Source organism: Rhodococcus spongiicola, from assembly GCF_004011835.1.
GTDB lineage: Bacteria > Actinomycetota > Actinomycetes > Mycobacteriales > Mycobacteriaceae > Prescottella > Prescottella spongiicola.
This window is the reverse complement of the sequence record NZ_RKLN01000003.1, coordinates 27053-47194: the sequence shown is the minus strand read 5'-3', so window position 1 is coordinate 47194 and position 20142 is coordinate 27053. Positions and strand designations below refer to the sequence as shown.

The following is a 20142-nucleotide window of genomic DNA, read 5'->3' as shown; positions in this document are numbered from 1 at the left end:
TCCACGCTGCTAGCCACCCACTCGTGACATAGAGCAAACCCGAACGGTGGATCCACTCAGCGTACGCCCGGGGCACCCGGCGTGGCTGACGTTTACGGACCCAGACGCTAGAACCCCGGACACACGCGGTCAATGCGACACGCCCATAACTCTCAACCTCAACTTGAGGTTGAGCAGTTCGGTCAACCGTCGGTCGCCTTGAAGTCGTCCGGCGACACCGACTCGAGAAATTCCTTGAACTTCTCGACCTCGTCCTCGCGCTCGTCCGGCATCACCAGGCCAGCCTCCTCGAGAACCGCTTCCTCCACGAAGATCGGCACACCGATGCGCAATGCGATCGCGATCGAATCCGACGGTCGCGCAGACACTCTCACATTGTCCTCGAACACCAGATCCGCGTAGAAGGTGCCGGCCTGAAGATCCACTATCCGCACTTCGAGCAGTGTGTGCCCCAATGCCTCGAGCAGGTCCTTGATGAGATCGTGCGTGAGCGGACGGGCGGGTTCGACACCCTGCTGCTCCAGCGCGATCGCGGTGGCTTCGGTCTGCCCGATCCAGATCGGCAGATATCGATCCCCGTCGCTCTCACGCAGCAGCAACACCGGTTGGTTCTGCGGCTGTTCGACACGGATTCCGATCACACGCATCTCACTCATCGTGTCCTCCACCTCGTACCGGTGACCGGGTCCACCTCGAACGGCGAACGAGCCCCGTTTGACGTACTCCCCGATTCTATTCGTTCCCGCTGTGGCCGTCAGCGATCGAGAGCCCCACGCACCGCACCTTTCACGAGGCACGTGTGCAATGTCAGCGAGAGCGCGGCGAGTTCACGAACCATCTCCTCGGCACGATCTCGGGCACCGGCGTCGCGTCCTTTGGCGACGGGTCCCGCAATCTGCGCCACGAGGCCGGCCTCACGATCTGCGGCTAGCTTGAATGCGCGCAGGTGTCGGACCTCGAGACCGAACTCCGACATCGACTTCGCCGTGCGCGCCAGGGTAACCGCGTCCTCGTCGAAGAACCCGGCGGGCCCGGGGACCACGAGACCGCTGCGGAGCAACTCGCTCAGGAAGCGGTCGTCGATGCCCGAGCGGCCGATCAGGTCATCGCGACTGATACGGACCGCGCGATCCGTCCGGAACTCTTCGGGCGACACCTCACCCGGGGCGACGGCCAACGCGCGGGGGCGCCGCGGAACCGAGTCCACGGCGCCCACCGTCGCAACACCCCTGTCGATCGCCTCCAACTGCTCCTTGATCACCTTGAGCGGAAGGTACTGGTCCCGCTGTGCAGTGAGGACGTAGCGCAAGCGTTCGATGTCCGCGGCTGAGAACCGCCGATAGCCCGACGGTGTCCGCTCAGGACTGATCAATCCCTCGGCCTCGAGGAACCGGATCTTGGAGATCGTCACGTCCGGGAAATCTGGACGAAGTCGATCAAGTACCGTCCCGATGGACATGCCTGTAGCGGCGCCCTGCCGAACGGCTGTCATTGGTTGCCCGCACCAGCCGCGGACTCACCGATCGGCGAACCGCCTGCGTTGTCGCGGGGACCGGTCAGGAACACCAACCGGAACTTGCCGATCTGAACTTCGTCGCCGTTCGCGAGCACCGCAGAGTCGACCGGTTCACGGTTGACGTAGGTGCCGTTGAGACTACCGACGTCGACCACTTGGAACTCGTCGTCATCTTGGCGGAACTCTGCGTGCCGACGACTCACCGTGACATCGTCCAGGAAGATGTCGCTGTCGGGGTGACGCCCCGCGGAAGTGGTCGGCTGATCCAGTAGGAAGCGCGAGCCCGCGTTGGGTCCCCTCTTGACCACAAGCAGTGCAGACCCGGCGGGCAAACCTTCGACCCCGGAGACCGGAGCCTCGGCCGCCTGAGACGTCCCGCTCTCCATCTCGGTGAGAAAATCCGCACGAAAAACCGATGTGGTCTCGGCCGGTGTCTCCCCGTAACCCGCATCGTTGTCGTTTTCGCTCACCGCTTCTCCTCCTCAGTCCGTTTGCCCAGAAGGCCTCTCGCGCCCCGGGGCCACGCGATACAACTCGGCCCAGACGGATCTCGGCCACGATCACATTCCGATGCGGAACTGCACACCGACACGGCATTGCGCTCACCTTGACCGTACCCTGACAGTGGCAGCGCGTGTAGGTGGACAGGCCGTTCCAGGACCGGTCAAGTCTCGCAATTATCCCCGGGGATCAGCTTTCGGAAACCGCGCGGTATGCGTCCGCATCCAACGTCCCGGCAAGCGCCTCATCCAGCGCGGCCTCGCTCTCGACCTCGAGGTCGACGAGCCATCCTCCGCCGTAGGGCTCGCCGTTCACCAGTTCTGGGCTGCCCTCCAGATCGGCGTTCACACCAACTACTTTCGCGGTCAGTGGCGCGAAGATGTCGGACACGCTCTTGGTGGACTCCACCTCGCCGAACGACTCGGCCTTGGTCACGTCTTCGCCCTCGGCGGGAAGCTGCACGAACACCACGTCACCGAGCTGCGACTGCGCAAAGTCGGTGATGCCGACACGCACTGTCGTCGGGCCGGTGCGTCGCACCCATTCATGCTCTGCTGTGTATCGCAGATCGGCAGGGGTGGCGAGGTCGCTCACGGTGGATTCCTTTCGGGGACAACTCGACTGTGGATCAAAGAAGATCAGTTCTCGGGTTGAGCGTATTTGCGTGGTTTGATCTCTCGCAAGGCGGCGATGGTGACCTGCGTGGATTGCTCGATCTGCAACCGGCCTCCTGTCCGTGCGACCGCGTCCACCGCACCTCCGGGGATGTTGAGAGCGGCCGCCAGCGTCGGCGGATCACCGATAGCAGTCACCTGGAAGGGCGCGGCGACCCTGCGTCCGTCGATGGTGACGTTCCCACCGCCGCCGCTGATCCACGAGTCGACGCCGATCCGGATCGAAGCGGCTTCCGACCCGCTGATCTCGATCGCCTCGGCACCGGCAGCGCGCAGTTCCTGCACGACGTCGAGCAACACTTCGGAGCCCACCGCATTCCCGGGATCCTGCACGGTCAACTCGACGCCGGGGCCGGTCGCGGCGACCGTTCCCACCTGAATGGCCAGTGCCGACAGCCGCGCTCTCGCCTCGTCGAGCGCAGCGCTCGAACTCCCGCCGCCTGCCTCGAGCTTCGACAGCGTCTGCTCGAGGTCCGCGATCTCCTGCCGCAGCGCCGCCTCGCGCTGGTTCAGATTGCCCAGCACCGCGAGCAGATCCGCGGGACGCGCGGAATCGAGGTGGTCACCCGAACCGGCGCTACTCACTTGAGTCGCGATCCCGACACCGAGTGCCGCCATCAGCAACAACGCCAACAGACCGAATCCGAAGCGGGAGCGCGTCCGCCCGCCGGTCGGCGCAGGAACTTCGTGCCGCCCCTCGCTGCGGGGCCCCATAGTTGTTTCGGAGTGTGCCTGTGCGTCGGGCTGTGCCTGTGCTTCGGGCTGTGCCTGTCCGTCCATCCGCGTCATGCCCCGAACAGGCGGCGACGGAGAGCCGCGGCGTTGCCGAAGATGCGTATGCCGAGCACGACGACGATCGCGGTCGACAACTGAGTTCCGACGCCCAACTGGTCGCCGAGCCACACGATCAACGCCGCGACGAGCACGTTGAACACGAAGGACACCACGAAGACCTTGGCGTCGAAGATCTCATCGAGGTACGCGCGTAGACCGCCGAACACGGAATCGAGGGCCGCCACGACGGCTATCGGCAGATAGGGCTGGACGATGTCGGGTACCTGCGGGCTGAACACGATCCCGATCCCGATTCCGGCGACGAGCGCGAGCACGCCGTAGAGCGCGTAGCCGTTTCTCAGAGTTTTCACGGTCCTCAAGGCGCCCCCGTTTCCTGTACGAATTCCTGCGCGAACCTCGTTTGGCGACCTGTCGCGGCGGGCAGCGTCAGATCATCGGACCCGGCGATGGTAAACCCCACCTCGTACAGGTCCCGGACCGCTTGCATCCTGAAGAACGCGTCGCTGACGACGAATCCCGTCTCCAATCTCGACGGCGACCCGATCGCGGCCACCCGGTACGGCGACGGTACAGGCTGATTGTCCACGAGCATCGCGCCGCCGGCCTGTCGGATGGTGACGTCGGGCCCGACTCGTACTTCTCCGACTGCGATGGCCTCCGCGCCGCTCGCCCACAGCGAGTTGACGACTGCCTGTAGATCGCGGTCCAGGACTCCGGCTTGCGGTGAACCGGGCACGCGTTGTGACGAGTCCGACAGGTCGGGTCGGGTGGACGGGTCGGTGAGGGTGACAACCAAACCGGGCCCCCGCACCGATTCGTTCGCGGCAGCAGCCTGGAGATCGCGCAACTCGCCGAGCACCTTCGCGCCCTCGGCATCGTTGGCGAGGACACTCGCCTGCAGCTGCTGGACCTGGACGGTCAGCTCTTCACGATTCGCGGCGAGCGTTCGGCCCTGCTCTTCTGCGGCACGCACCTTGGTCAGTAGTTCGGTCCGAGTCTGGTCGACGTCACTCGCGGACGACGACGCCTGTGCGTACCCGATTCCGAATACCAACCCGACCAGCGCCGCGCCCACCGCGATCCAGGCGCGTACGCCCACCCGCCCACGTTTGGCGTGACCCAGTCTCCGATCCTCGGCAGCCCCCGCATACCCGGGGTCGAGGTGATCGGTCATGAGCGATTTGAGCAGTGAAGGGACCGGATTCCGTCGGACCTGCCGTGGGGTTTCCGTCATGCGCCACCCCGAGTACCGATCGGCGGCAGGTCCCGAGCCACCCCGACGGCCTTCGCGATGTACAGCCCCGCTGTCCACACGTACAAGGCGGTTCCCCAGATGAGCAGTGCGTAACCCAACGCCTGCGCGGCGTCGGCAAAGCCCCAGTCGCCCTGAGCCGCAAGCAGGAGCGGCAGCGCGACCATGAGCGCGAACGTCGCGGCCTTGCCCAGGTAGATGACCTCGGGCGGTGGGAGTCCGCGGCGACGGTAGATGGGCAACGTCAGGGCCAGTATCAGGTCACGGCCGATGAGGATCGCCGCAAGCCACCAGGGGATGATGTCGCGTAGAACGAACGCGATCAGCGTCGTTACTACATACAGGCGGTCGACGAACGGGTCGAGAAGCTCGCCGAGCCTCGATGTCTGGTTGAGCAAGCGCGCAAGCTTGCCGTCGGCCCAGTCCGTGAATCCACTCAACATGAGGACCACGAGCGCCCAACCGTCGGCTTGCAATCCCAGCAGCAGGTACAGGAACAGCGGCACCCCCGCGAGCCGCACGACGCTGAGCAGGTTCGGGACCGTCAGGACGCGGTCGGTACGCTGACCGACACCGGGCTTGTCCTGTCCCACCCCATCCAACGGCATTCCCCTCAGATTCGTCCGAATTGTCGGTGGCCAGCTTGCCACATGTCAGAAACTGGCCCTCCACCAGCGCATATTCGCCTAGCCAGCGCCGGCAACGCCAAATCCTTCACGAAATCGCGGTTCGCAGCCGCTGATCTGTTCGGCCACGTTGCGTTCGGCTAGGTTGCCAGTTCGCTCCTCGGCACCCGCGCGACAGTCCCAGCGGTCAGGCTCCCAAGGTAGATCCAGTCGGGCGTCTCTCGAACTCCGGTGACCGGCGCGTAGCTGCCCTTGCCGCCCCGCAGGCTGTGCACGACCCGGCCGTCGCCGTCGAGTCCCAGCACCCACGCCCGGTGTTCAGGGTCGGGCTGGATGAAGTCCGGCAAGTTCGCCGTGAGGATCCGCAGCGTGGGGTGCGGCGCCACCTGATCGAGCAGTCGCATCCGGGGGCTGTACAGCGCGACCCAGAAGATGCCGTCCGAGGTTTGCGAGGTGACGTTGTCCGGGATTCCGGGCAGATTGTCCGCCAGCACGGATACCGTTCCTGCGCGAGGACCGGTCAGCTCGACTCGCTGTATCCGGTAGGAGCCGGTCTCGGCAACAATCACGTAAGACTCGTCGCTGGACAATCCGACACCGTTTGCGAACTGGAGTCCGTCGGCGAGCAGGTCCATCTCGCCGGTACTTGGATCGAAGCGAAGCAGACGCCCGGTGCCGCTGTGTTCGAGCAGATCGAGACGGTGGTCCTCGATGGTGAACCGCGCAGAGGAATCGCTGAAGTACACGACGCCGTCCCGGCCGACAGCGGAATTGTTGCACGCCAACACAGGTTGCCCCAGCGCCGTGTCGGCGAGCAGTTCGACCCGGCCCGCCTCGTCGACGCGCAACACGCCGCGCCGGCTGTCGCACACGAGGTAGCGGCCGTCGTCGAGCACCTCGACACCGAGCGGGCGCCCGCCCGTGTGCGCGAGTTCGGTTGCACGCCCGTCGACGTCGAACCGCCACAGACGCCCGTCGTCGCCCCCTGTGATCACACGCCCGTCACCGTCCACGGCGACATCTTCGGGACCGCGCCCGGTGGGCAGCTTCCACAGCTGAGCTCCGTCGAGTTCCCGGCTGGGGCCGAACAGCCCGGTCTCGGGCGGGGCGGGCGGCGGCTGCCAGGCCACCGGTTCGATGCCGGTGCGATCGACGGAACGCAGAATCGATCCAAGGATGCTCACGGTCCTGACGCTAGTCGTGTTGGCAGGCGCCCACCGGGATTTTCGCGGCAGCGCGCCGACATGGGCGGCTGCGATCTGAGTTCACCCGGAAGAAAACCAGCCTCGTCTGGCGACCCGAATGCGATCGCCTAGCACTGGTAAGGCAAGATCTCGCATCGTGATTCGAACCGCCCGGCTCGGCCTCGCCGCACTCAGCACCGCGCTCCTGGTCCTGACAGGATGCAGCAGCTCACCGGAAGACGCTGACCCTGTCGAGCTCGCGCAGACGTCGCCGAATCCGACGACGACTCATCAGGTCCAGGAAGCACCTGACCCTGCCCCGGCCGCACCCGATGCGGACCCAGCCGATGACTCCGTCGCCGAGCCCCCAGTTCCCCAGGAGCCAGCCACCTCCCAGGATGGCCAGGTCTCCGTACCGAACCCGGTTCTGGGCGGCGAAGATCTGATGTTCCTGTCGTACATCACCGATTTCAACCTCATTCAGCGGCCCGAGGCCGACCAGATCCGACTCGGGCGGTCGATATGCGACGGGCTGACCGGGGGTCAGAGCAAGCCCGATATCACCGCCGAATTGGTCACCGGCGGAGGCTATTCCGAGGGAGAGGTTGCCAACGTTCTCATGGCCGCAACTGTCGCGTACTGCCCCCAGTTCGCGTGAGCGGCTTGGCCGAGCCGACCGATCTCCGAGCATGAGATGCGTGTCATTCCGGTTTCCGTGAGGCGCCCGCACGCTCAGTGCACGGTGCTCTAGGTCCCTACCGGAGAACCCGCCGGGCAGCGACGGACCTGGTGGACTGCAACGTCGAATCAGGTTCTGGTCGGGGCATTTTCGGGCTTGAACTTCAGAGACGACCTGCATGCCCGCGGGTGTAGGACGCCAGTGCTTCTTTGATCAGAGCCTCCCCCGAGGAGAGGCTGCCTCACCGAACCGGCTACAGAGCGAAGCCGTCGCCGGCACTCGAGTCGGCGATGGTGAAGACCGGATACTTGTCTCCGGGTCGGTGCTTCAGGTACCGGACGCGGACACCGGATTCGCCGCGACGCCGTCCAACGACTCGGGCCATGCACCAGTTACCGCTGTCCAGCGCAATGAGCGTCTTACGCCCGCGCCCCATCATCTCAGTCACGCTCCAAAGGTCGGTCTGAACGACTAGTTCCAGACTGCCGCGCGAATGGGGACTACGGGGACGTGAGGACTACCTGTTCGACTACCTGTATTCGCCCCACCGGCGCAAGACAGGATGCAGCTGCTCGTCCACCTGGGCAGCGATGCGGGCGGTGCCGATCCCCATCAAATCGGCACCGCCCGCGCCCGCCCCCCTTTTACGAGCAGTGGAATCAACCCACGCCCGACCCACTGTCCTTCCGGTCGAGAAGGGCAGCGAGTTGGACGATAGTCCAAGTAGCGCTTCTTCGCCAGATGCTTGCGAAAGAACGGCGCTGGGGCGGATCCATCGTTGTCTACGCTCCGTTGTCGTTTCCTACTTCGCGACCACGACGGTGACGTCGTGGTCGGTACAGAGTCGTTCGAGTTCGGGGTCGTCTTGGTCGGTGATGAGCACGTCGACGTTGCCGAGTTCACACACGATGGCGAAGTCGCTGACTCCCATCTTGCTGCTGTCCATGGGGACGATCACCCGGCGTGCCTGCTCCATCGCGGTTCGTTTGACTTGGGCCTCGGACAAGTCCGCGACGGTCAGGCCAACTTCGTTCAACCCGCTGACGCCGATGAATGCGGTGTTGAGGGTGAACTGCTGTAGCGCGGAGATGGCTAGGGGTCCGACAAAACTCCCACCCGCACTTCGGTACTGCCCGCCCACGACGGTGTGACGGGTGGGCGAGTTCGCGAGCAAACGCGCGACGTCGATCGAGTTGGTGAGAACGTTGACGTTTCGAGGAACGCGGACGCCGTCGAATCGTTCCGGGCCAGGCGAACCAAGCAGTCTAGCCAGGGCACTGACTGTGGTTCCCGAATCGAAGAACACGGCGTCGCCGTCGACGATTTCTTCCAGGCATGCCCGGGCGATCGCCGCCTTGGCTGCCGCGTTCGTACCCACCCGTTCGCTGATGTCCACCTCGTTTGACGGGGTGATCGCGACTGCCGCGCCGTGGACGCGCTTGAGCAGTCGAGCCGCGGCGAGGTCGGTGATGTCCTTGCGAACCGTGGGTTCCGTCACCCGCAGCAGCGCTGCCAAATCGCGAACCCGAACTCGGCCCCGCGCTTGCACAATGTCGACGATGCGTTGACGGCGTTCGTCGGCGAACTCGGGTTTCTCGATCGCATCCCGGGTTCGGGCGGAAGTTCTCGGATGAAGTCGTGCGCGAACGCGATGCCGGGGTCCGCCCCCCCGCCGACCATCCGGCGACCCCAAGGCCGACCGGCAGCGCTACTACGTACTCGGCCACGGCAGTCGCCTGCTCGACACCGCGCGCGGCGTCCGGGTCGGGCAGGTCGCCGAGTTCGACGCCGCCGACCACCAGGGCGCCGAGCAAGCGTTCTCGGTCAAGGATGAACAGTTCCACCAGCCGATCGGCGCCGACGCCAACGTGTTCCGCCTGCGGATCGAGGACCTCGCCAGGGCCGCCCGTACCGGGTCCACTCCTCGCGGCGCCACCGCCGTCGACGGGCTGGCCAGTGTCCGTGGCATGGTAGCCCTCGCCCGCTCCGTCGAATCCGGTGACTGGGTCCGTCTCGCCGACGTCGAGGGTGGCCTGTGATGAAGCTCGGCATCTTCGCCAAGACGTTCCCCGGCGACATCGACGAGAACATGGCCGCGGTCGCCGCGGCCGGCATTCGCGCGGTCCAGTACAACCTGTCGATCGCCGGCATCGGCACCGTGCCCGAGCAGGCCCCGCCCGCTGTGCTCACCCGAATCGCGGGGGCCTCCGCAAAGCACGGCGTCGAACTCGCGGCGATCTCCGGCACCTTCAACATCACGCACCCCGACCCCGCGGTTCGTCACGCCGGGATCACGCGATTCCCGGTACTTGCGGCCGCCGCCGACGAACTCGGCGTGTCCGTCATCACCCTGCGCAGCGGCAGTCGACACCCACAGGACATGTGGCAGCACCATCCGGACAACTCGACCCCGGAGGCTTGGGAGGATTCGCGGACAAGCCTCCAACAGCTCGCCGTGATCGCCGAAACCACCGGCGTCAAAGCTGCCTTCGAACCCGAGCACACAAACGTCGTCTCGACCGCCGAGCTCGCCCGAACCATGCTGGACGAGGTCCGATCCGACCGCCTGAAGATCGTGTTCGACGCCGCGAACCTGCTCGATGCCGCCGACCTGAGTGCCCGCACTATCGGGGCGGTGATCGATCGGGCCCTGGACCTTCTCGGCCCGGACCTCGCATTGGCCCACGCCAAGGAACTCGTCGTCTCTCGGGAGCAGGTCGCGCCAGGCGAGGGTGTGTTGCCGTGGCAGCACATCATCGACAAGCTCACTGTGGTGAACTACATCGGGGCCGTCGTCATGCACGGCCTGCCCCCTTCCGGAGTTCCGATCGCGGTCGAGACCCTCGCACCGCTTATCGACACCGAAACTGGCGCGCCGCCCAACAATAGGAGCGTGTGATGCCGCGGATCATCCGAGACGACGGCGCCCGCGTCGAGTAAGAGGTTCGTCCCGCAGCCAGCGGTACGACCACCACCTCGTTCCTCTTCCAACACGGAATGGGCGGTAGCTGGCAACAGCTCCCGGGCTACGTCAGCGCCCTGCCCACAACCGATCTCATCTCGATGGCCGCACGGGGACACGGCAACGCAGCGACATCATCGCCCCGTCCCGGTAGAGATTCGATGCCTTCGCCGACGACGTCATCGCCCTGGCCGACCACCTCGATCTCGAACGGTTCGTCATGGGCGGGATCTCCCTCGGCGCCGCAGTGGCACTCAACGTCGCGAGGCACTCGAGCTGTTCACTCAGACCTCGACCTACGAGCAAGTCGAGGCCGAGTCGCTTCCTGCCGCACAATCACTGCGTCACCAGATCACCCGACCTCGGGCAGCGGTGAACGCTTCTCGCGAGGGTGACCGCGCCCTGACCTGTATCACCGCCGCAACACCCTCGCCGTCGGCGTGCACAGTGCCGTTCTTCAGTAGCTACCCTTATGCCAGCGAAATCCCGCCCCCATGGCCGCTCCCTATCGGGTGACGTGGATCGTGTTGATGCCGTTGCGTTCCCACATCTCGACGATCCTCGGATCGTCATCGGCGGCGAAGACGATCTCCTTGCCGGACTCACGCAGTTGTATGAGAATCTCCTCCTTGACGACATGCCCGGGACGCCGGTCACCTTCCGGTCGCATGAACAGTCCCGCGTGCCGGGGGAAGTGCTTGGCGAGCCAGCGTTGGGTCTGACCGATCCACGCCCCGTCCCTCCCGGTAACGATGAGGGTCTCGTATCCGCGTTCGTGCAACCATTCGGCAGTCGCGAGGACGGCCTCGTTGGGCGGGCAGAACTCGCCATACGTATAGAAGGCGTCGTAGTTGCGGGGCTCCTCGAATAGGTGATGCACGATCGAGCGGGTATCGACCAGCGTGCCGTCCATATCGAAGATCACAGTGCGCGTGGCACCTTCGGTCATATCAGCTTCCTTTGGTTCATGGCCCAGCCAGGACGTTCATGGCCCAACCAGGTAGTGCCTCTCCGGAACATTCGGGTCGCGGACATACCGCAACGGGCTTGCCGTCACGAAGGTTGAATGCCTCATCAGCCCTTCTCAGGGGTCCTCGCGTGGACGGGGCAAGCGTGATCTGCGGGTCGCAGCGATCTCGACAACCGCGAGCATCATCGAGGTGTCGTTGTTGAGGCGTCGTTGTTCACTCGCCTGGGACAAACGAGTCGAACCCGCCTCCGATCATGTCAATCACCCCGTCGGGCCCCGGCGTCGTCAACTCGTTTACGGCACCGAGCGAGTCACCGGCCGGCGGTTCGCATCTCGGACAACCTCATCACACCCCCCGTTAGAGTCATTTCATTTCAAACTTTAGCGCAGTATCGCGCTAATCAGCAAAGGTGCGCTCTTGGACGCAGTACGGGCGGCAAGATGCCGACAGCAAGGCTCTCACCGAACTACCCGTGGCCGGGTCTGCCGGCTAGTCCCGTGGGCATGCTCACGGAGTTGAGCGGCGCCGAGCATCCTCACTCGCTTGGTAGTCTCTTGCTCGTCAAACGCGACCTGGATGGGCCGCGACAGAGATTCGTAGCGGGGCGGCGAAGTGGCACAAGGCAGTGACCGGTGGGTCGAGGTGTCGAAATCGGCGTTCGCCCACGAGACCGAGGGCCTGAACTTCCTCCGCGAAATTGTTCCCAATGCATCTCCGTACCGGGCGTGGACGAACTTCGAGTTCATGGACAACCACGGCATGTGGCATGAGGTTGATGCTCTGGTCCTGGGCCGGCGCCGCCTGCACCTGATCGAGTTGAAGCACTTCGCGGGTAGCCTCGGCGGCACCGAGACCAACTGGGTCCGTCGTTGATGACGGTGTAGCAGGTGGTAGCCGAAAGCGCCCACTGCTCGGCCGTGTACACGCCCCGAACGAACACCGATGGGTGACCCTGATACGGAACGCGACTCGCCTCGTATTCCCGCCAGTCCGGAAGACGCCGGGAGTCGACGGCGGCACAGTTCAACAACTCTCCGGCGTCGACTGTCGTGGAGAGTTTGCCGTGAAGGAGCACGGCATTGGGGCACCCATCCTCGGTGATGTGAGCGGGATTGACGAGGACGGTGTACGCACCGGGCACCGCGTCCGGTGGGGCCGGGACCCACCCGCAGAGTTGCGGAATCGCCACAACCACCGGCTCGGCGGTGTCCGGGTGACACGGGGAACAGGTCACCTGCTGCGCATCGAGGTATTCCGCCACGGTCATCGCCCCCGACCTGCCGGGGAATTCAGCCATCGGACACCGCCTTCTTCGCCTGTCGTGCCGCGCGGAAGCGTTCGCGCAGCGGCGGGGGTGTGAGCAGTTCGCGTGCGTCGGGCCGGGCGACGATGTCGCGTTGGTCGGGGCTGTCCTTCAGGAACCGGAGCAGGGACAACAGGGTGTTCGGCTCAGCCACGAACAGTTTGGCCATCAGAGCCAACTCGTGGGTGCTCTCGAACTTGAGGAGCATCCGGTCCGGAACATTTGAACTGTTCTGTAGCTTGATTATTGGATGGCGAACCGCAGATTGACCGTTTGCGATTACAATCTCGTCGGCGACTACATTTTGAATGTTATCCCAAGGTAGGAATATTTCAGAACGCCTGACGGAGAATAACATCCGCTTTCGGGTGAATCGCTCGACTCCACCCGGATAGATGCGGAGTGTCGTAGAACTTCGGAACATGAGAAGAACTGTGGCGATCACCAATGCACCCACGAAAAGGACCGCCATGTACGTTCGTCCAGTTTCCGTGTCTCGGCCCGCGGGTAACAGCTTGTTCCCCAAACCCGAGTAGGAGGCAATTACGGCGACCAGCGCGTACGCACTGCAGCCAACGAACATGACGCTCAGGCTCAACACGCCTGCGCGTCCCGTCGGAATCTGTATTCCCTCGCCGTACTCGCTACCACAACGAGAAATCCTGCGCGACAACCCGATCCATCGAAATCCAGAAAGCATGATCGTGGAGAGTAGTAGGCCCACAAAGAGAATGAACCCACCCGCGGTCCCGACGGCTATACCAGGTTCCTCATCGCGAATGTCTGTAATGGTGGAGAACCCCGAAACCACTGCCAACATGAACATGAGCGCGGCGAGAGCGAGCCAGGCGACGCGGAGACTCTGCGGCCAAACGGTGGCCGGGGGCTTGCCCACCAAAGACCCGGAGTTCGTTTGAGATGATCCGGCAATCACGTTTGTCGATACTCCTCGGATCGGTCAACCTAGCAGGGCGGCGCACCAGTCATCGGCGCGGCAGGACGCTGACGAGGGCCGTCTGCTACGCCGGGTCGCCAGTCAGCTGGTGGTGATGGTCAGTCCGAGGTTGATCACGGTGACGTCGACGTCGAGGTCGTCGGCCTGGTCGAGCAGTGTGGTCACGGTCAACTGTGTCAGGTACTGGTGGGGTCCGTCGTTGACGACGGTGTAACGGGTGGTAGCGGACAGCGTCCACTGTTCGACCGTGTAGACGCCCCGGACGAACACCGATGGGTGACCCTGATACGGAGCGCGATTCGACTCGTATTCGCGCCAGTACGGAAGACGCCGGGAGTCGACGGCGGCACAGTTCAACAGTTGTTCGGCGTCGACTGTCGTGGAGAGTTTGCCGTGCAGGAGCACGGCATTGGGGCACCAATTGTCCTTGATGTGGTCGGGATTGACGAGGGCAGTGTAGGCGCCGGGGACTGCCTCGGGTTGGGCGGGGACCCATCCGGGAAGTTGCGGGATCGCCACGGTCACCGGCTCAGCGGTGTCCGGGTGACATGGGGTACAGGTCACCTGGTGGGCCTCGAGGTATTCCTGCACGGTCATCGTGTCCGACCCGGTGGGAAATTCAGGCATCGGGTGCCGTCTTCTTTGCCAGTCGTGCGGCGCGGAATCGTTCGCGCAGCGGTGGGGGGGTGAGGAGTTCGCGGGCGTCCGGCCGAGCGACGATGCCGCGCTGGTCGGGGTTGTCCCGCATGAACTGAAGCAGGGCGAGCAGGGTGTTCGGTTCGGCGACGAGTTGATAGGCCATCAGGGTGATCTCGTTCTCACCGTCGAAACCGAGTTGATGCTCGGCTGGAACGGGAGTCGCTGACTTCAGTGTGATGCGGGGTCTGCCGGTTTCGCTCGACCCACCGCCAACGACCAACTCATCAGCCGAAATTCGTGCGATGTCGTCCCACCGGAGGAACGCGTCGTATGTCTTGAACGAGAGTCCCCGCCACTGGCGGACGTGTCGGCGGACGCCGGTGGGGTGGATGCTGACTGTGGTCGGCAAGCGAATGGCGAGGAGGAACAGGGCAGCGATCAGTGCGACGCCACCGCAGACCCCCATGAAGTTGGCGCCCGCGTTGGTCTCGCGTCCGAATGGCAACAGGGTTTCGCCGATCCCGAGGTACCAGGTGATCGCGGTTGTCAGCCCAGCGGTCGCGGCACCAAAGAGGGCAGTGATCAATGCCGCGTGCTCTAGACGTTCCTTAGGGATCTGAATGCCCTGGCCGTATCGGTCGCTGTCGCAGGCGGTGATTCTGCGCGGCAATCCGATCGAACGAAAACCGGACTTTCCCAACATTCCCATGGAACTCAGTCCGAGCATGACCACGAGCGAGATGAATCCGACGACCAACCCGGGCTCGTCGTCTTCGACTGCCTTGACCACGGCAAACAAAATCACCGCAGAAACGCAGACTACAAAAACGGTATAGAGCAGCCAGCCGACTCTCAGGGGCTGTGGCCAGCGCGGTGGTAGACCACTTTCAGGTAAGGGCGATCGCAGTGGTGTAGCCGAGCCGGACTCGGTACCGGTCATTCCAACCTCCTCGAGAGTTTGTTCACGCGGCCGGCCCTAGTCCCACACCGCTTGAATTCCCTTTGACGTAACCCACGTCGCGGCAGCCCCGAACACGGCTCCAACAACCAGACCCGCGGCCGTGCCTGCACCTGGAACTACCGATCCGATGGCAGATCCTGCCACCGCATAGCTGGCAACCATGCCAACCCCCGTAGCTACGCCTACACCCACCGCGGTGCCAGCGCCTTCGGACACGATGGCTTTCGCGGGATCCATTCCGCCCTCGATGTCATTGGCGATCGCGGGCACGGTGCCGATGACGGCACCGAACGGGCCCAGGCCACGCCCGATCGTCCGCGCCACGTCGTCGGCCGAGGCGGCCGCGGCGCTGGTAAGGGCCTTACCGGTCGTGTCGGTCATTACCCCGATCGTGGATGCGGCGACGGTGGCCGGCCAGTCCGGTTCCCAGGAGAACTCACCGTCACCGCGGTCGACGACATTGCCCGGCGTGGCCGCCAGCCCCGCCTGTTGCAACGCATCGACTGCGGTCTGGATGCGAGCGGCCGCGTCGACCGCAGACTCGTCTGCCTGCCTCAACGCATCGGCGACGACGAGGGTGAGTTCGGCGGCCTCCTGCAGGATTCGCAGCCGGACAGCCTCTCGGCTGTGCTCCGGGGCCAACACAACCCAGGCGACTTTGCCGGTCGGGTCGACCCACCCGTCGTCCTCGACAGCGAATCCGCGTGCGCGCGCATCCGCGACGACGGAAACCAGATGTGATCGCGCCCCGTCCACGATTGCCGCCGCTTCCCGAAACTGCGCGGCCACTTCCTCGAGAGCGCCGGCCACGGCCCGGCCCAACGATTTCTCCTGCACCACCCGTTCGGCCGCCGCGGTGGCCGCCGCGCCGTGCCAGGTTTCGGCGAGCGCATCCTGTTCGGCGGCCACGGAGTCGAACTGTCCGTCCAGTCCGGTGACGATCGCGTCGATCCCCTCGGCCGTCGTTCGGAGCGACTCGGGCGTCCACCCGGTGACCTCGGAGACGGTCAGGCTCACGCCGGAACGTCCATCGCGTGCAGCATGCCGGTGAAATCGGCCTCGGACACTTCGTACTCACCCGCCGTGCCGTGGGCGAACTCGGTCCCCGGCAGCGCGGCCTCGGAGTCCGCGAACGGAGTGCTCACATCGGCACCGATGATCGAATCCGCCACATCGGTGATCGCTGCAGCGAACCGCCGCAGCATCTCCACATCGACGTCCAACGAAACGTCCCCCCTCGAATCGGTGACCCCGGCGGATAACCTAGCAGGACGGCCTACGCACCGGTCGTGGGAGCGTGTGTCGGCTCCACCGGAACCCGTCGAATACCCTTGGGACGAAGGGTTTCGGCGACGGAAGGCCGGCAAGGTTCCGGCGTAGAGGTAGCCGCGAGTAGGAGTGTGAGAGAGCCGGCGGTCGTCGTCTACTCGTCATGCCGCGCTGTTCACAACCAGCGTCGAAGATACGCTTCGCGCTTCCGTGGTTGCTTCGTCCCGCTGCTCCCTCGAGAGGACTGCGCCGATGCAGGTGGTGGCTTCATCTGGTTACGCGGCACCCGTCCGCCCTGCACAAATCGCAGTGTTCTGGGATATCGCTCACCGTTCGTGGCCCGGCCACCACCCGAACCCCGACCTGGGGTGCACCGCAATTCACCCCACACATGGCACCATGGACCCGCGCGGAGCCGACTCGTTTGGCACGCACCACCCGCAGGAACCCTGCTCGAATGGAGTGCAGACCCTGATGTTCCCCGGCGCAACGCCCAGCAACGCACGCACGCTCAAGCCCGAGCTGGCGGACGACCTTGTCGGGGAAGAAGTCTCGACGTCCAGCATGTGCATCTCGGGGAGGAGTTCCGATGCGGCGGCAGCGAAGAGTACGTGCTCTGGGCCAAGCGACTGCGTGGGCTGGCTGAGGGTGGACCGTCCCCGTGGAAGGGCGACCCTCAGTTCACTGTCCGCGTTGCCGACAGCCCTGAGGAACTCGAGCACCTTCTTGCCCAACAGATCGAGGGCGGCTACGGGGCGCGTATCACCGCCGGCTACTGCTGGCCGTGGAGCGACGCCCGCAAGGATGGCACCCTCATTTCTGACGTCGCCATCGACGACTGGGCTCGGCCATGGAACAGTAAGAGCGACAGACGCATCGGTGACGTTCCCCCGGCACCGATGTGGGCCACCGCGGAGGGCGGCTTCGAGCAGGTCGGCTGTGTCTACACCGCGCAGGGCTTCGAGTACGACTGGAACGGTGTCATTCTCGGCCCGGACCTGGTCTGGCGCGACGGTCGATTCACCACAGTGCGAGCAGCCAACCGGGATCCCGACTTCAGGAATTCTAAAAGGGTCAGTGAACCGCACTTCGGCAAGTTGGTCCGCAATGTCTACAAGGTGCTCCTGACCCGCGGTATGGTCGGCACGGTCATCTACTCGACGGATGAGCAGACGAGGGACGCGCTCCGCACATTGATCCCCGAGTCCGCTGACGCTTACTCGGGACGTCCTCGCTGAGCATCTTCGAATCTAGCCATTCGGCACCGTAACGGCCCCTGCCCCTTGGCGGCCACGCCGAACAACGGGTCTAGCCGAGGATGTAGAGGGCCTGATTCGTCGCTGCGTAGGCGGTGTCGCCCTCGCCGCCCCCCGCACCCCAAGCCGATTCGGTGGCTGGCCCGGTCGAGGCCTATGCGTGGCCGGCTGCGATCGAGTCTGCGTGGCCGGGCTCGACCTTCGCGGCCCTCAGGTGTCCCGAACGCTCGAGCCTGTGCAGTGCCGTGGCGCAGCCCACGCCGATGGCGATCAACATCACCCAGATCACCGAGCCCATCTGCGCTGCCTGCAGGCTCCCGAACACCGCGCCGGTCCCGAGGTTGCCCAGCAGGATCCCGATCCCGACGACGGTTTGGTAGAACCCGTAATGAGTGGCGACCAACCGCCCACCCGACAGCGCGACAACGGTGTCCATCTCGAACGGAAACACCGCCGCGGTACCCACCGCCAACAGCCCAGCCGACAACAGCAGAGCCACCACCGCGGCAGTCACCCCCAACGGCGACGTCCCGGGAACGATTGCCAACGGCGCGAAGCCAACTGCCATGACGGACATGCCGATCACCAAGCTGCGCTGCGGCCCCCATAATTTCGAGAACCAGGCGGTGATCCGCATCTGCCCAGCGATGGCCACCAGCGACGAGATGACGAAGATCGAGGTCACCAGAGCAGTCGACGACGCAGCCCCGGTGATGACGGCAGCCTGCAGAGGCAGCGCCAAATAGATCTGGAACAACAGAACGTACGACCCGACCATCGCCACAGCGAACAGCACGAACGGCCGATTCGTTGCCACCGTCCGCCAATCGTGCAGCACCCGGTTCGGCTGATGGACATCATCGACCCGTGCAGCCGGCAACGCCCAGATCTGCGTGATCGTCAACGCGGTGAACACCCCCGCCGCCACCAAGCAGGTGATACGGAAATCCAACGTCGTCAGTGCCAGCCCGACCAGCGGGCCGAGCAGGATTCCGGCCTGGTAGAAGACGTTGAACACGGCAAACGCCTCGACCCGTCGGGGTCCGGCGTCGGCAGCGAGGTAGGCACGAACGGCAGGGTTGAACAGTGCACCGGCGAACCCAGTGGCGGCCGAGGCCACCAGGATCGCCGGCAACGACTGGACAACGGCCAGCAGCCCGAACCCAGCCACCCGCAGAAGGCAACCCGCAACGATGAGCGGCTTGTACCCCAACCGGTCGGCGAGCGTGCCCCCGACCAGGAACAGGCCCTGCTGGGAGAAGTTCCGGACACCGAGCACCAGCCCGACCGCCCATGCCGCCAGCCCGATCGAACCCGACAGATAACCCGCCAGGTACGGCATCAGCATGTAGAAGCCGATATTGATGGAGAACTGGTTGACCATCAACACCCGGCTGGCACGGTCGAAGCTGCGGAACTCGGCCACCAGGCGTCTCATGACAGATCCTTGGGAGCGACCACGGTCGTACAACGTGTCCAGGACCTGACGACCCGTTCGGTCGGGTGCGCAATGACATCCGGCGCTCTGGGGGCGTCGATACCGAAGAGTCCGTGCTCGGCGCAGTAGCTGTCGTTGTAGACGCTGTCGAAGTACCGATCGGGACCGTCGGGGAAGATCGCGGCAATCCGGGTGCCCTCGTCGCTGGTACGGGCGACCCACCCCGCCACCAGCGCCACCGCACCCACACTCCAGCCGCCACTGGCGTGATGACAGGTCGCGGCCAAGGCCCGGCACGACCACACCGCTTCCGGCGGCGCCACCCAGTGCACCTCGTCGAAGGCCGCATAGTCCACGTTGCTCGGATAGATGCTCGAACCGAGCCCACGCATCAGCCGCGACCCCGCGGGCTGGCCGAAGATCGTCGAACCCACCGTATCGACCCCGACCAGCTTCAACCCCGGGTTGACCCGGCGCAGCCCACGCGCCACCCCGGCAGAATGACCCCCCGTGCCCACCGAACAAACCAGAGTGTCGATCCGGCCGAGCTGAGCGATCAGTTCAGTAGCGAGCGGCTCGTAACCCGCAACATTGTCAGGGTTGGTGTACTGGTCCGGACACCACGACCCGGCATACAAGTCGAGAAGTTCACGCACTTTCTCACGGCGGGCCTGCTGCCAACCGCCGACCCGATGAGGCTCCGTGACCACGACAACGGTCGCCCCATAGGCCGACAGCATCCGGTGGATGATCGGTTCCATACCCGGATCGGTCACCACCGTGACCGGATGATGGTGCACGATGCCGGCCAGCGCCAATCCCAGACCGAGAGTGCCGCTGGTGGATTCGATGATCATCGCACCCGGAGCAAGGTCACCACGCGCCCGGGCACACTCGACCATGTGCAGGGCAGGGCGGTCCTTCATACCACCCGGGTTACAGCCTTCGAGTTTCGCCCAAAATCCGCGACCATCACGGGCGAAAGGAGCACCGATCCACAGGACCGGTGTATTACCGACCAACCTGCCCGGTTGCGCGGACCCACCACACGCCAAAGGGTCCGAGCAACGGTCAGGAAGAGCAGACGCGAGAAGAGAGGATGCACAGTTCATGATGGTGCCCCCGACATTTCTTTCAAACAGGGTGGTCCTACGTATCTGA

24 protein-coding genes and 1 pseudogene are annotated in these 20142 nt (G+C 64.7%); 5 read left to right on the top strand and 20 right to left on the bottom strand.

Features of this window, described 5'->3' with window-relative positions:
- Nucleotides 1-182 precede the first annotated feature (182 nt).
- The 9 genes from EF834_RS08475 to EF834_RS08435 form a co-directional block, all read right to left on the bottom strand.
- Nucleotides 183-656, bottom strand: coding sequence for a bifunctional nuclease family protein (locus tag EF834_RS08475; protein ID WP_127946794.1), 474 nt, complete (start codon nucleotides 654-656; stop codon nucleotides 183-185).
- A gap of 98 nt (nucleotides 657-754) precedes the next feature.
- A complete protein-coding gene (ftsR, locus tag EF834_RS08470) occupies nucleotides 755-1492 on the bottom strand; it encodes a transcriptional regulator FtsR (protein WP_127946793.1) in 738 nt (245 codons plus the stop codon).
- On the bottom strand, nucleotides 1489-1986 hold the full coding sequence (gene garA / locus EF834_RS08465; protein WP_127946792.1) for a glycogen accumulation regulator GarA: 498 nt from the start codon (nucleotides 1984-1986) through the stop codon (nucleotides 1489-1491). The genes ftsR and garA overlap by 4 nt, the downstream gene beginning before the upstream one ends.
- Nucleotides 1987-2206: 220 nt before the next feature.
- Nucleotides 2207-2611 (bottom strand): glycine cleavage system protein GcvH, encoded by a 405-nt coding sequence (gene gcvH, locus EF834_RS08460; RefSeq protein ID WP_127946791.1) that lies wholly within the window; start codon nucleotides 2609-2611, stop codon nucleotides 2207-2209.
- 44 nt (nucleotides 2612-2655) lie between these two features.
- Complete coding sequence (locus tag EF834_RS08455; RefSeq protein WP_127947296.1) at nucleotides 2656-3405, bottom strand: DUF881 domain-containing protein; 750 nt, start codon at nucleotides 3403-3405, stop codon at nucleotides 2656-2658.
- Nucleotides 3406-3476: 71 nt separating this feature from the next.
- On the bottom strand, nucleotides 3477-3827 hold the full coding sequence (locus EF834_RS08450) for a small basic family protein (RefSeq protein ID WP_127947295.1): 351 nt from the start codon (nucleotides 3825-3827) through the stop codon (nucleotides 3477-3479).
- Between the two features lie 14 nt (nucleotides 3828-3841).
- A complete protein-coding gene (locus tag EF834_RS08445) occupies nucleotides 3842-4720 on the bottom strand; it encodes a DUF881 domain-containing protein (protein WP_127946790.1) in 879 nt (292 codons plus the stop codon).
- Nucleotides 4717-5340 carry a CDP-alcohol phosphatidyltransferase family protein gene (locus tag EF834_RS08440; RefSeq protein ID WP_235871073.1) on the bottom strand — a complete coding sequence of 208 codons (624 nt, stop codon included), beginning with the start codon at nucleotides 5338-5340 and terminating at the stop codon, nucleotides 4717-4719. Before EF834_RS08440 ends, EF834_RS08445 begins: the two co-directional genes overlap by 4 nt.
- A 164-nt stretch (nucleotides 5341-5504) precedes the next feature.
- A complete protein-coding gene (locus EF834_RS08435; RefSeq protein WP_127946788.1) occupies nucleotides 5505-6548 on the bottom strand; it encodes an SMP-30/gluconolactonase/LRE family protein in 1044 nt (347 codons plus the stop codon).
- Nucleotides 6549-6705: 157 nt separating this feature from the next.
- Between EF834_RS08435 and EF834_RS08430 the strand changes: the two genes are divergently transcribed.
- Entirely contained in the window at nucleotides 6706-7206 is a 501-nt protein-coding gene (locus EF834_RS08430) for a DUF732 domain-containing protein (protein ID WP_164874101.1), read from the top strand.
- Between the two features lie 274 nt (nucleotides 7207-7480).
- Here EF834_RS08430 and EF834_RS08425 read toward each other — a convergent pair whose 3' ends face one another.
- Nucleotides 7481-7666 carry an enoyl-CoA hydratase gene (locus tag EF834_RS08425; RefSeq protein WP_127947294.1) on the bottom strand — a complete coding sequence of 62 codons (186 nt, stop codon included), beginning with the start codon at nucleotides 7664-7666 and terminating at the stop codon, nucleotides 7481-7483.
- Between the two features lie 363 nt (nucleotides 7667-8029).
- Nucleotides 8030-8920 (bottom strand): DeoR/GlpR family DNA-binding transcription regulator, encoded by an 891-nt coding sequence (locus tag EF834_RS08420; RefSeq protein WP_127946786.1) that lies wholly within the window; start codon nucleotides 8918-8920, stop codon nucleotides 8030-8032.
- Between the two features lie 175 nt (nucleotides 8921-9095).
- Between EF834_RS08420 and EF834_RS18185 the strand changes: the two genes are divergently transcribed.
- Together EF834_RS18185 and EF834_RS08415 are read left to right on the top strand one after the other, a co-directional pair.
- Entirely contained in the window at nucleotides 9096-9266 is a 171-nt protein-coding gene (locus EF834_RS18185) for a hypothetical protein (protein ID WP_164874099.1), read from the top strand.
- Nucleotides 9266-10126, top strand: a complete 861-nt coding sequence (locus EF834_RS08415; protein WP_127946785.1) for a sugar phosphate isomerase/epimerase family protein — start codon at nucleotides 9266-9268, stop codon at nucleotides 10124-10126. The genes EF834_RS18185 and EF834_RS08415 overlap by 1 nt, the downstream gene beginning before the upstream one ends.
- A 568-nt stretch (nucleotides 10127-10694) precedes the next feature.
- On the opposite strand, the gene EF834_RS08410 is transcribed toward EF834_RS08415, so the two are convergent.
- Nucleotides 10695-11138 (bottom strand): phosphatase domain-containing protein, encoded by a 444-nt coding sequence (locus EF834_RS08410; protein WP_127946784.1) that lies wholly within the window; start codon nucleotides 11136-11138, stop codon nucleotides 10695-10697.
- Between the two features lie 634 nt (nucleotides 11139-11772).
- Between EF834_RS08410 and EF834_RS08405 the strand changes: the two genes are divergently transcribed.
- Nucleotides 11773-12033 carry an NERD domain-containing protein gene (locus EF834_RS08405; protein WP_235871071.1) on the top strand — a complete coding sequence of 87 codons (261 nt, stop codon included), beginning with the start codon at nucleotides 11773-11775 and terminating at the stop codon, nucleotides 12031-12033.
- Between the two features lie 46 nt (nucleotides 12034-12079).
- On the opposite strand, the pseudogene EF834_RS18740 reads toward EF834_RS08405, so the two are convergent.
- The 6 genes and pseudogenes from EF834_RS18740 to EF834_RS08375 all read right to left on the bottom strand — a co-directional run.
- Nucleotides 12080-12427 (bottom strand): annotated as a pseudogene (locus EF834_RS18740) (LpqN/LpqT family lipoprotein); the annotation flags it as partial.
- A 22-nt stretch (nucleotides 12428-12449) separates the two neighbouring features.
- Entirely contained in the window at nucleotides 12450-13397 is a 948-nt protein-coding gene (locus tag EF834_RS08395) for a hypothetical protein (protein ID WP_127946782.1), read from the bottom strand.
- A gap of 102 nt (nucleotides 13398-13499) precedes the next feature.
- Entirely contained in the window at nucleotides 13500-14045 is a 546-nt protein-coding gene (locus tag EF834_RS08390; protein WP_127946781.1) for an LpqN/LpqT family lipoprotein, read from the bottom strand.
- Nucleotides 14038-14847, bottom strand: coding sequence for a hypothetical protein (locus tag EF834_RS08385; protein ID WP_127946780.1), 810 nt, complete (start codon nucleotides 14845-14847; stop codon nucleotides 14038-14040). Before EF834_RS08385 ends, EF834_RS08390 begins: the two co-directional genes overlap by 8 nt.
- Before the next feature lie 186 nt (nucleotides 14848-15033).
- Entirely contained in the window at nucleotides 15034-16035 is a 1002-nt protein-coding gene (locus EF834_RS08380) for a WXG100 family type VII secretion target (protein ID WP_127946779.1), read from the bottom strand.
- Complete coding sequence (locus tag EF834_RS08375; protein WP_235871070.1) at nucleotides 16032-16241, bottom strand: hypothetical protein; 210 nt, start codon at nucleotides 16239-16241, stop codon at nucleotides 16032-16034. The genes EF834_RS08380 and EF834_RS08375 overlap by 4 nt, the downstream gene beginning before the upstream one ends.
- 612 nt (nucleotides 16242-16853) lie before the next feature.
- On the opposite strand from EF834_RS08375, the gene EF834_RS08370 reads away from it, so the two are divergent.
- Nucleotides 16854-17525, top strand: a complete 672-nt coding sequence (locus tag EF834_RS08370; protein WP_328590549.1) for a DNA/RNA helicase domain-containing protein — start codon at nucleotides 16854-16856, stop codon at nucleotides 17523-17525.
- 172 nt (nucleotides 17526-17697) lie between these two features.
- Here the strand turns inward: EF834_RS08370 and EF834_RS08365 are convergent, their stop codons facing one another.
- Together EF834_RS08365 and EF834_RS08360 are read right to left on the bottom strand one after the other, a co-directional pair.
- Nucleotides 17698-18981 (bottom strand): MFS transporter, encoded by a 1284-nt coding sequence (locus EF834_RS08365; protein WP_127946778.1) that lies wholly within the window; start codon nucleotides 18979-18981, stop codon nucleotides 17698-17700.
- Complete coding sequence (locus tag EF834_RS08360; protein ID WP_127946774.1) at nucleotides 18978-20093, bottom strand: PLP-dependent cysteine synthase family protein; 1116 nt, start codon at nucleotides 20091-20093, stop codon at nucleotides 18978-18980. Before EF834_RS08360 ends, EF834_RS08365 begins: the two co-directional genes overlap by 4 nt.
- Nucleotides 20094-20142 lie beyond the last annotated feature (49 nt).

What these genes read in the sequence shown, in the direction of transcription:
- EF834_RS08475 (WP_127946794.1), bottom strand. Translation starts at nt 656, where the DNA reads ATGAGTGAGATGCGTGTGATCGGAATCCGTGTCGAACAGCCGCAGAAC.
- ftsR (WP_127946793.1), bottom strand. Translation starts at nt 1,492, where the DNA reads ATGACAGCCGTTCGGCAGGGCGCCGCTACAGGCATGTCCATCGGGACG.
- EF834_RS08455 (WP_127947296.1), bottom strand. Translation starts at nt 3,405, where the DNA reads ATGGGGCCCCGCAGCGAGGGGCGGCACGAAGTTCCTGCGCCGACCGGC.
- EF834_RS08445 (WP_127946790.1), bottom strand. Translation starts at nt 4,720, where the DNA reads ATGACGGAAACCCCACGGCAGGTCCGACGGAATCCGGTCCCTTCACTG.
- EF834_RS08425 (WP_127947294.1), bottom strand. Translation starts at nt 7,666, where the DNA reads ATGATGGGGCGCGGGCGTAAGACGCTCATTGCGCTGGACAGCGGTAAC.
- EF834_RS08415 (WP_127946785.1), top strand. Translation starts at nt 9,266, where the DNA reads ATGAAGCTCGGCATCTTCGCCAAGACGTTCCCCGGCGACATCGACGAG.
- EF834_RS08410 (WP_127946784.1), bottom strand. Translation starts at nt 11,138, where the DNA reads ATGACCGAAGGTGCCACGCGCACTGTGATCTTCGATATGGACGGCACG.
- EF834_RS08390 (WP_127946781.1), bottom strand. Translation starts at nt 14,045, where the DNA reads ATGCCTGAATTTCCCACCGGGTCGGACACGATGACCGTGCAGGAATAC.
- EF834_RS08365 (WP_127946778.1), bottom strand. Translation starts at nt 18,981, where the DNA reads ATGAGACGCCTGGTGGCCGAGTTCCGCAGCTTCGACCGTGCCAGCCGG.
- EF834_RS08360 (WP_127946774.1), bottom strand. Translation starts at nt 20,093, where the DNA reads ATGAACTGTGCATCCTCTCTTCTCGCGTCTGCTCTTCCTGACCGTTGC.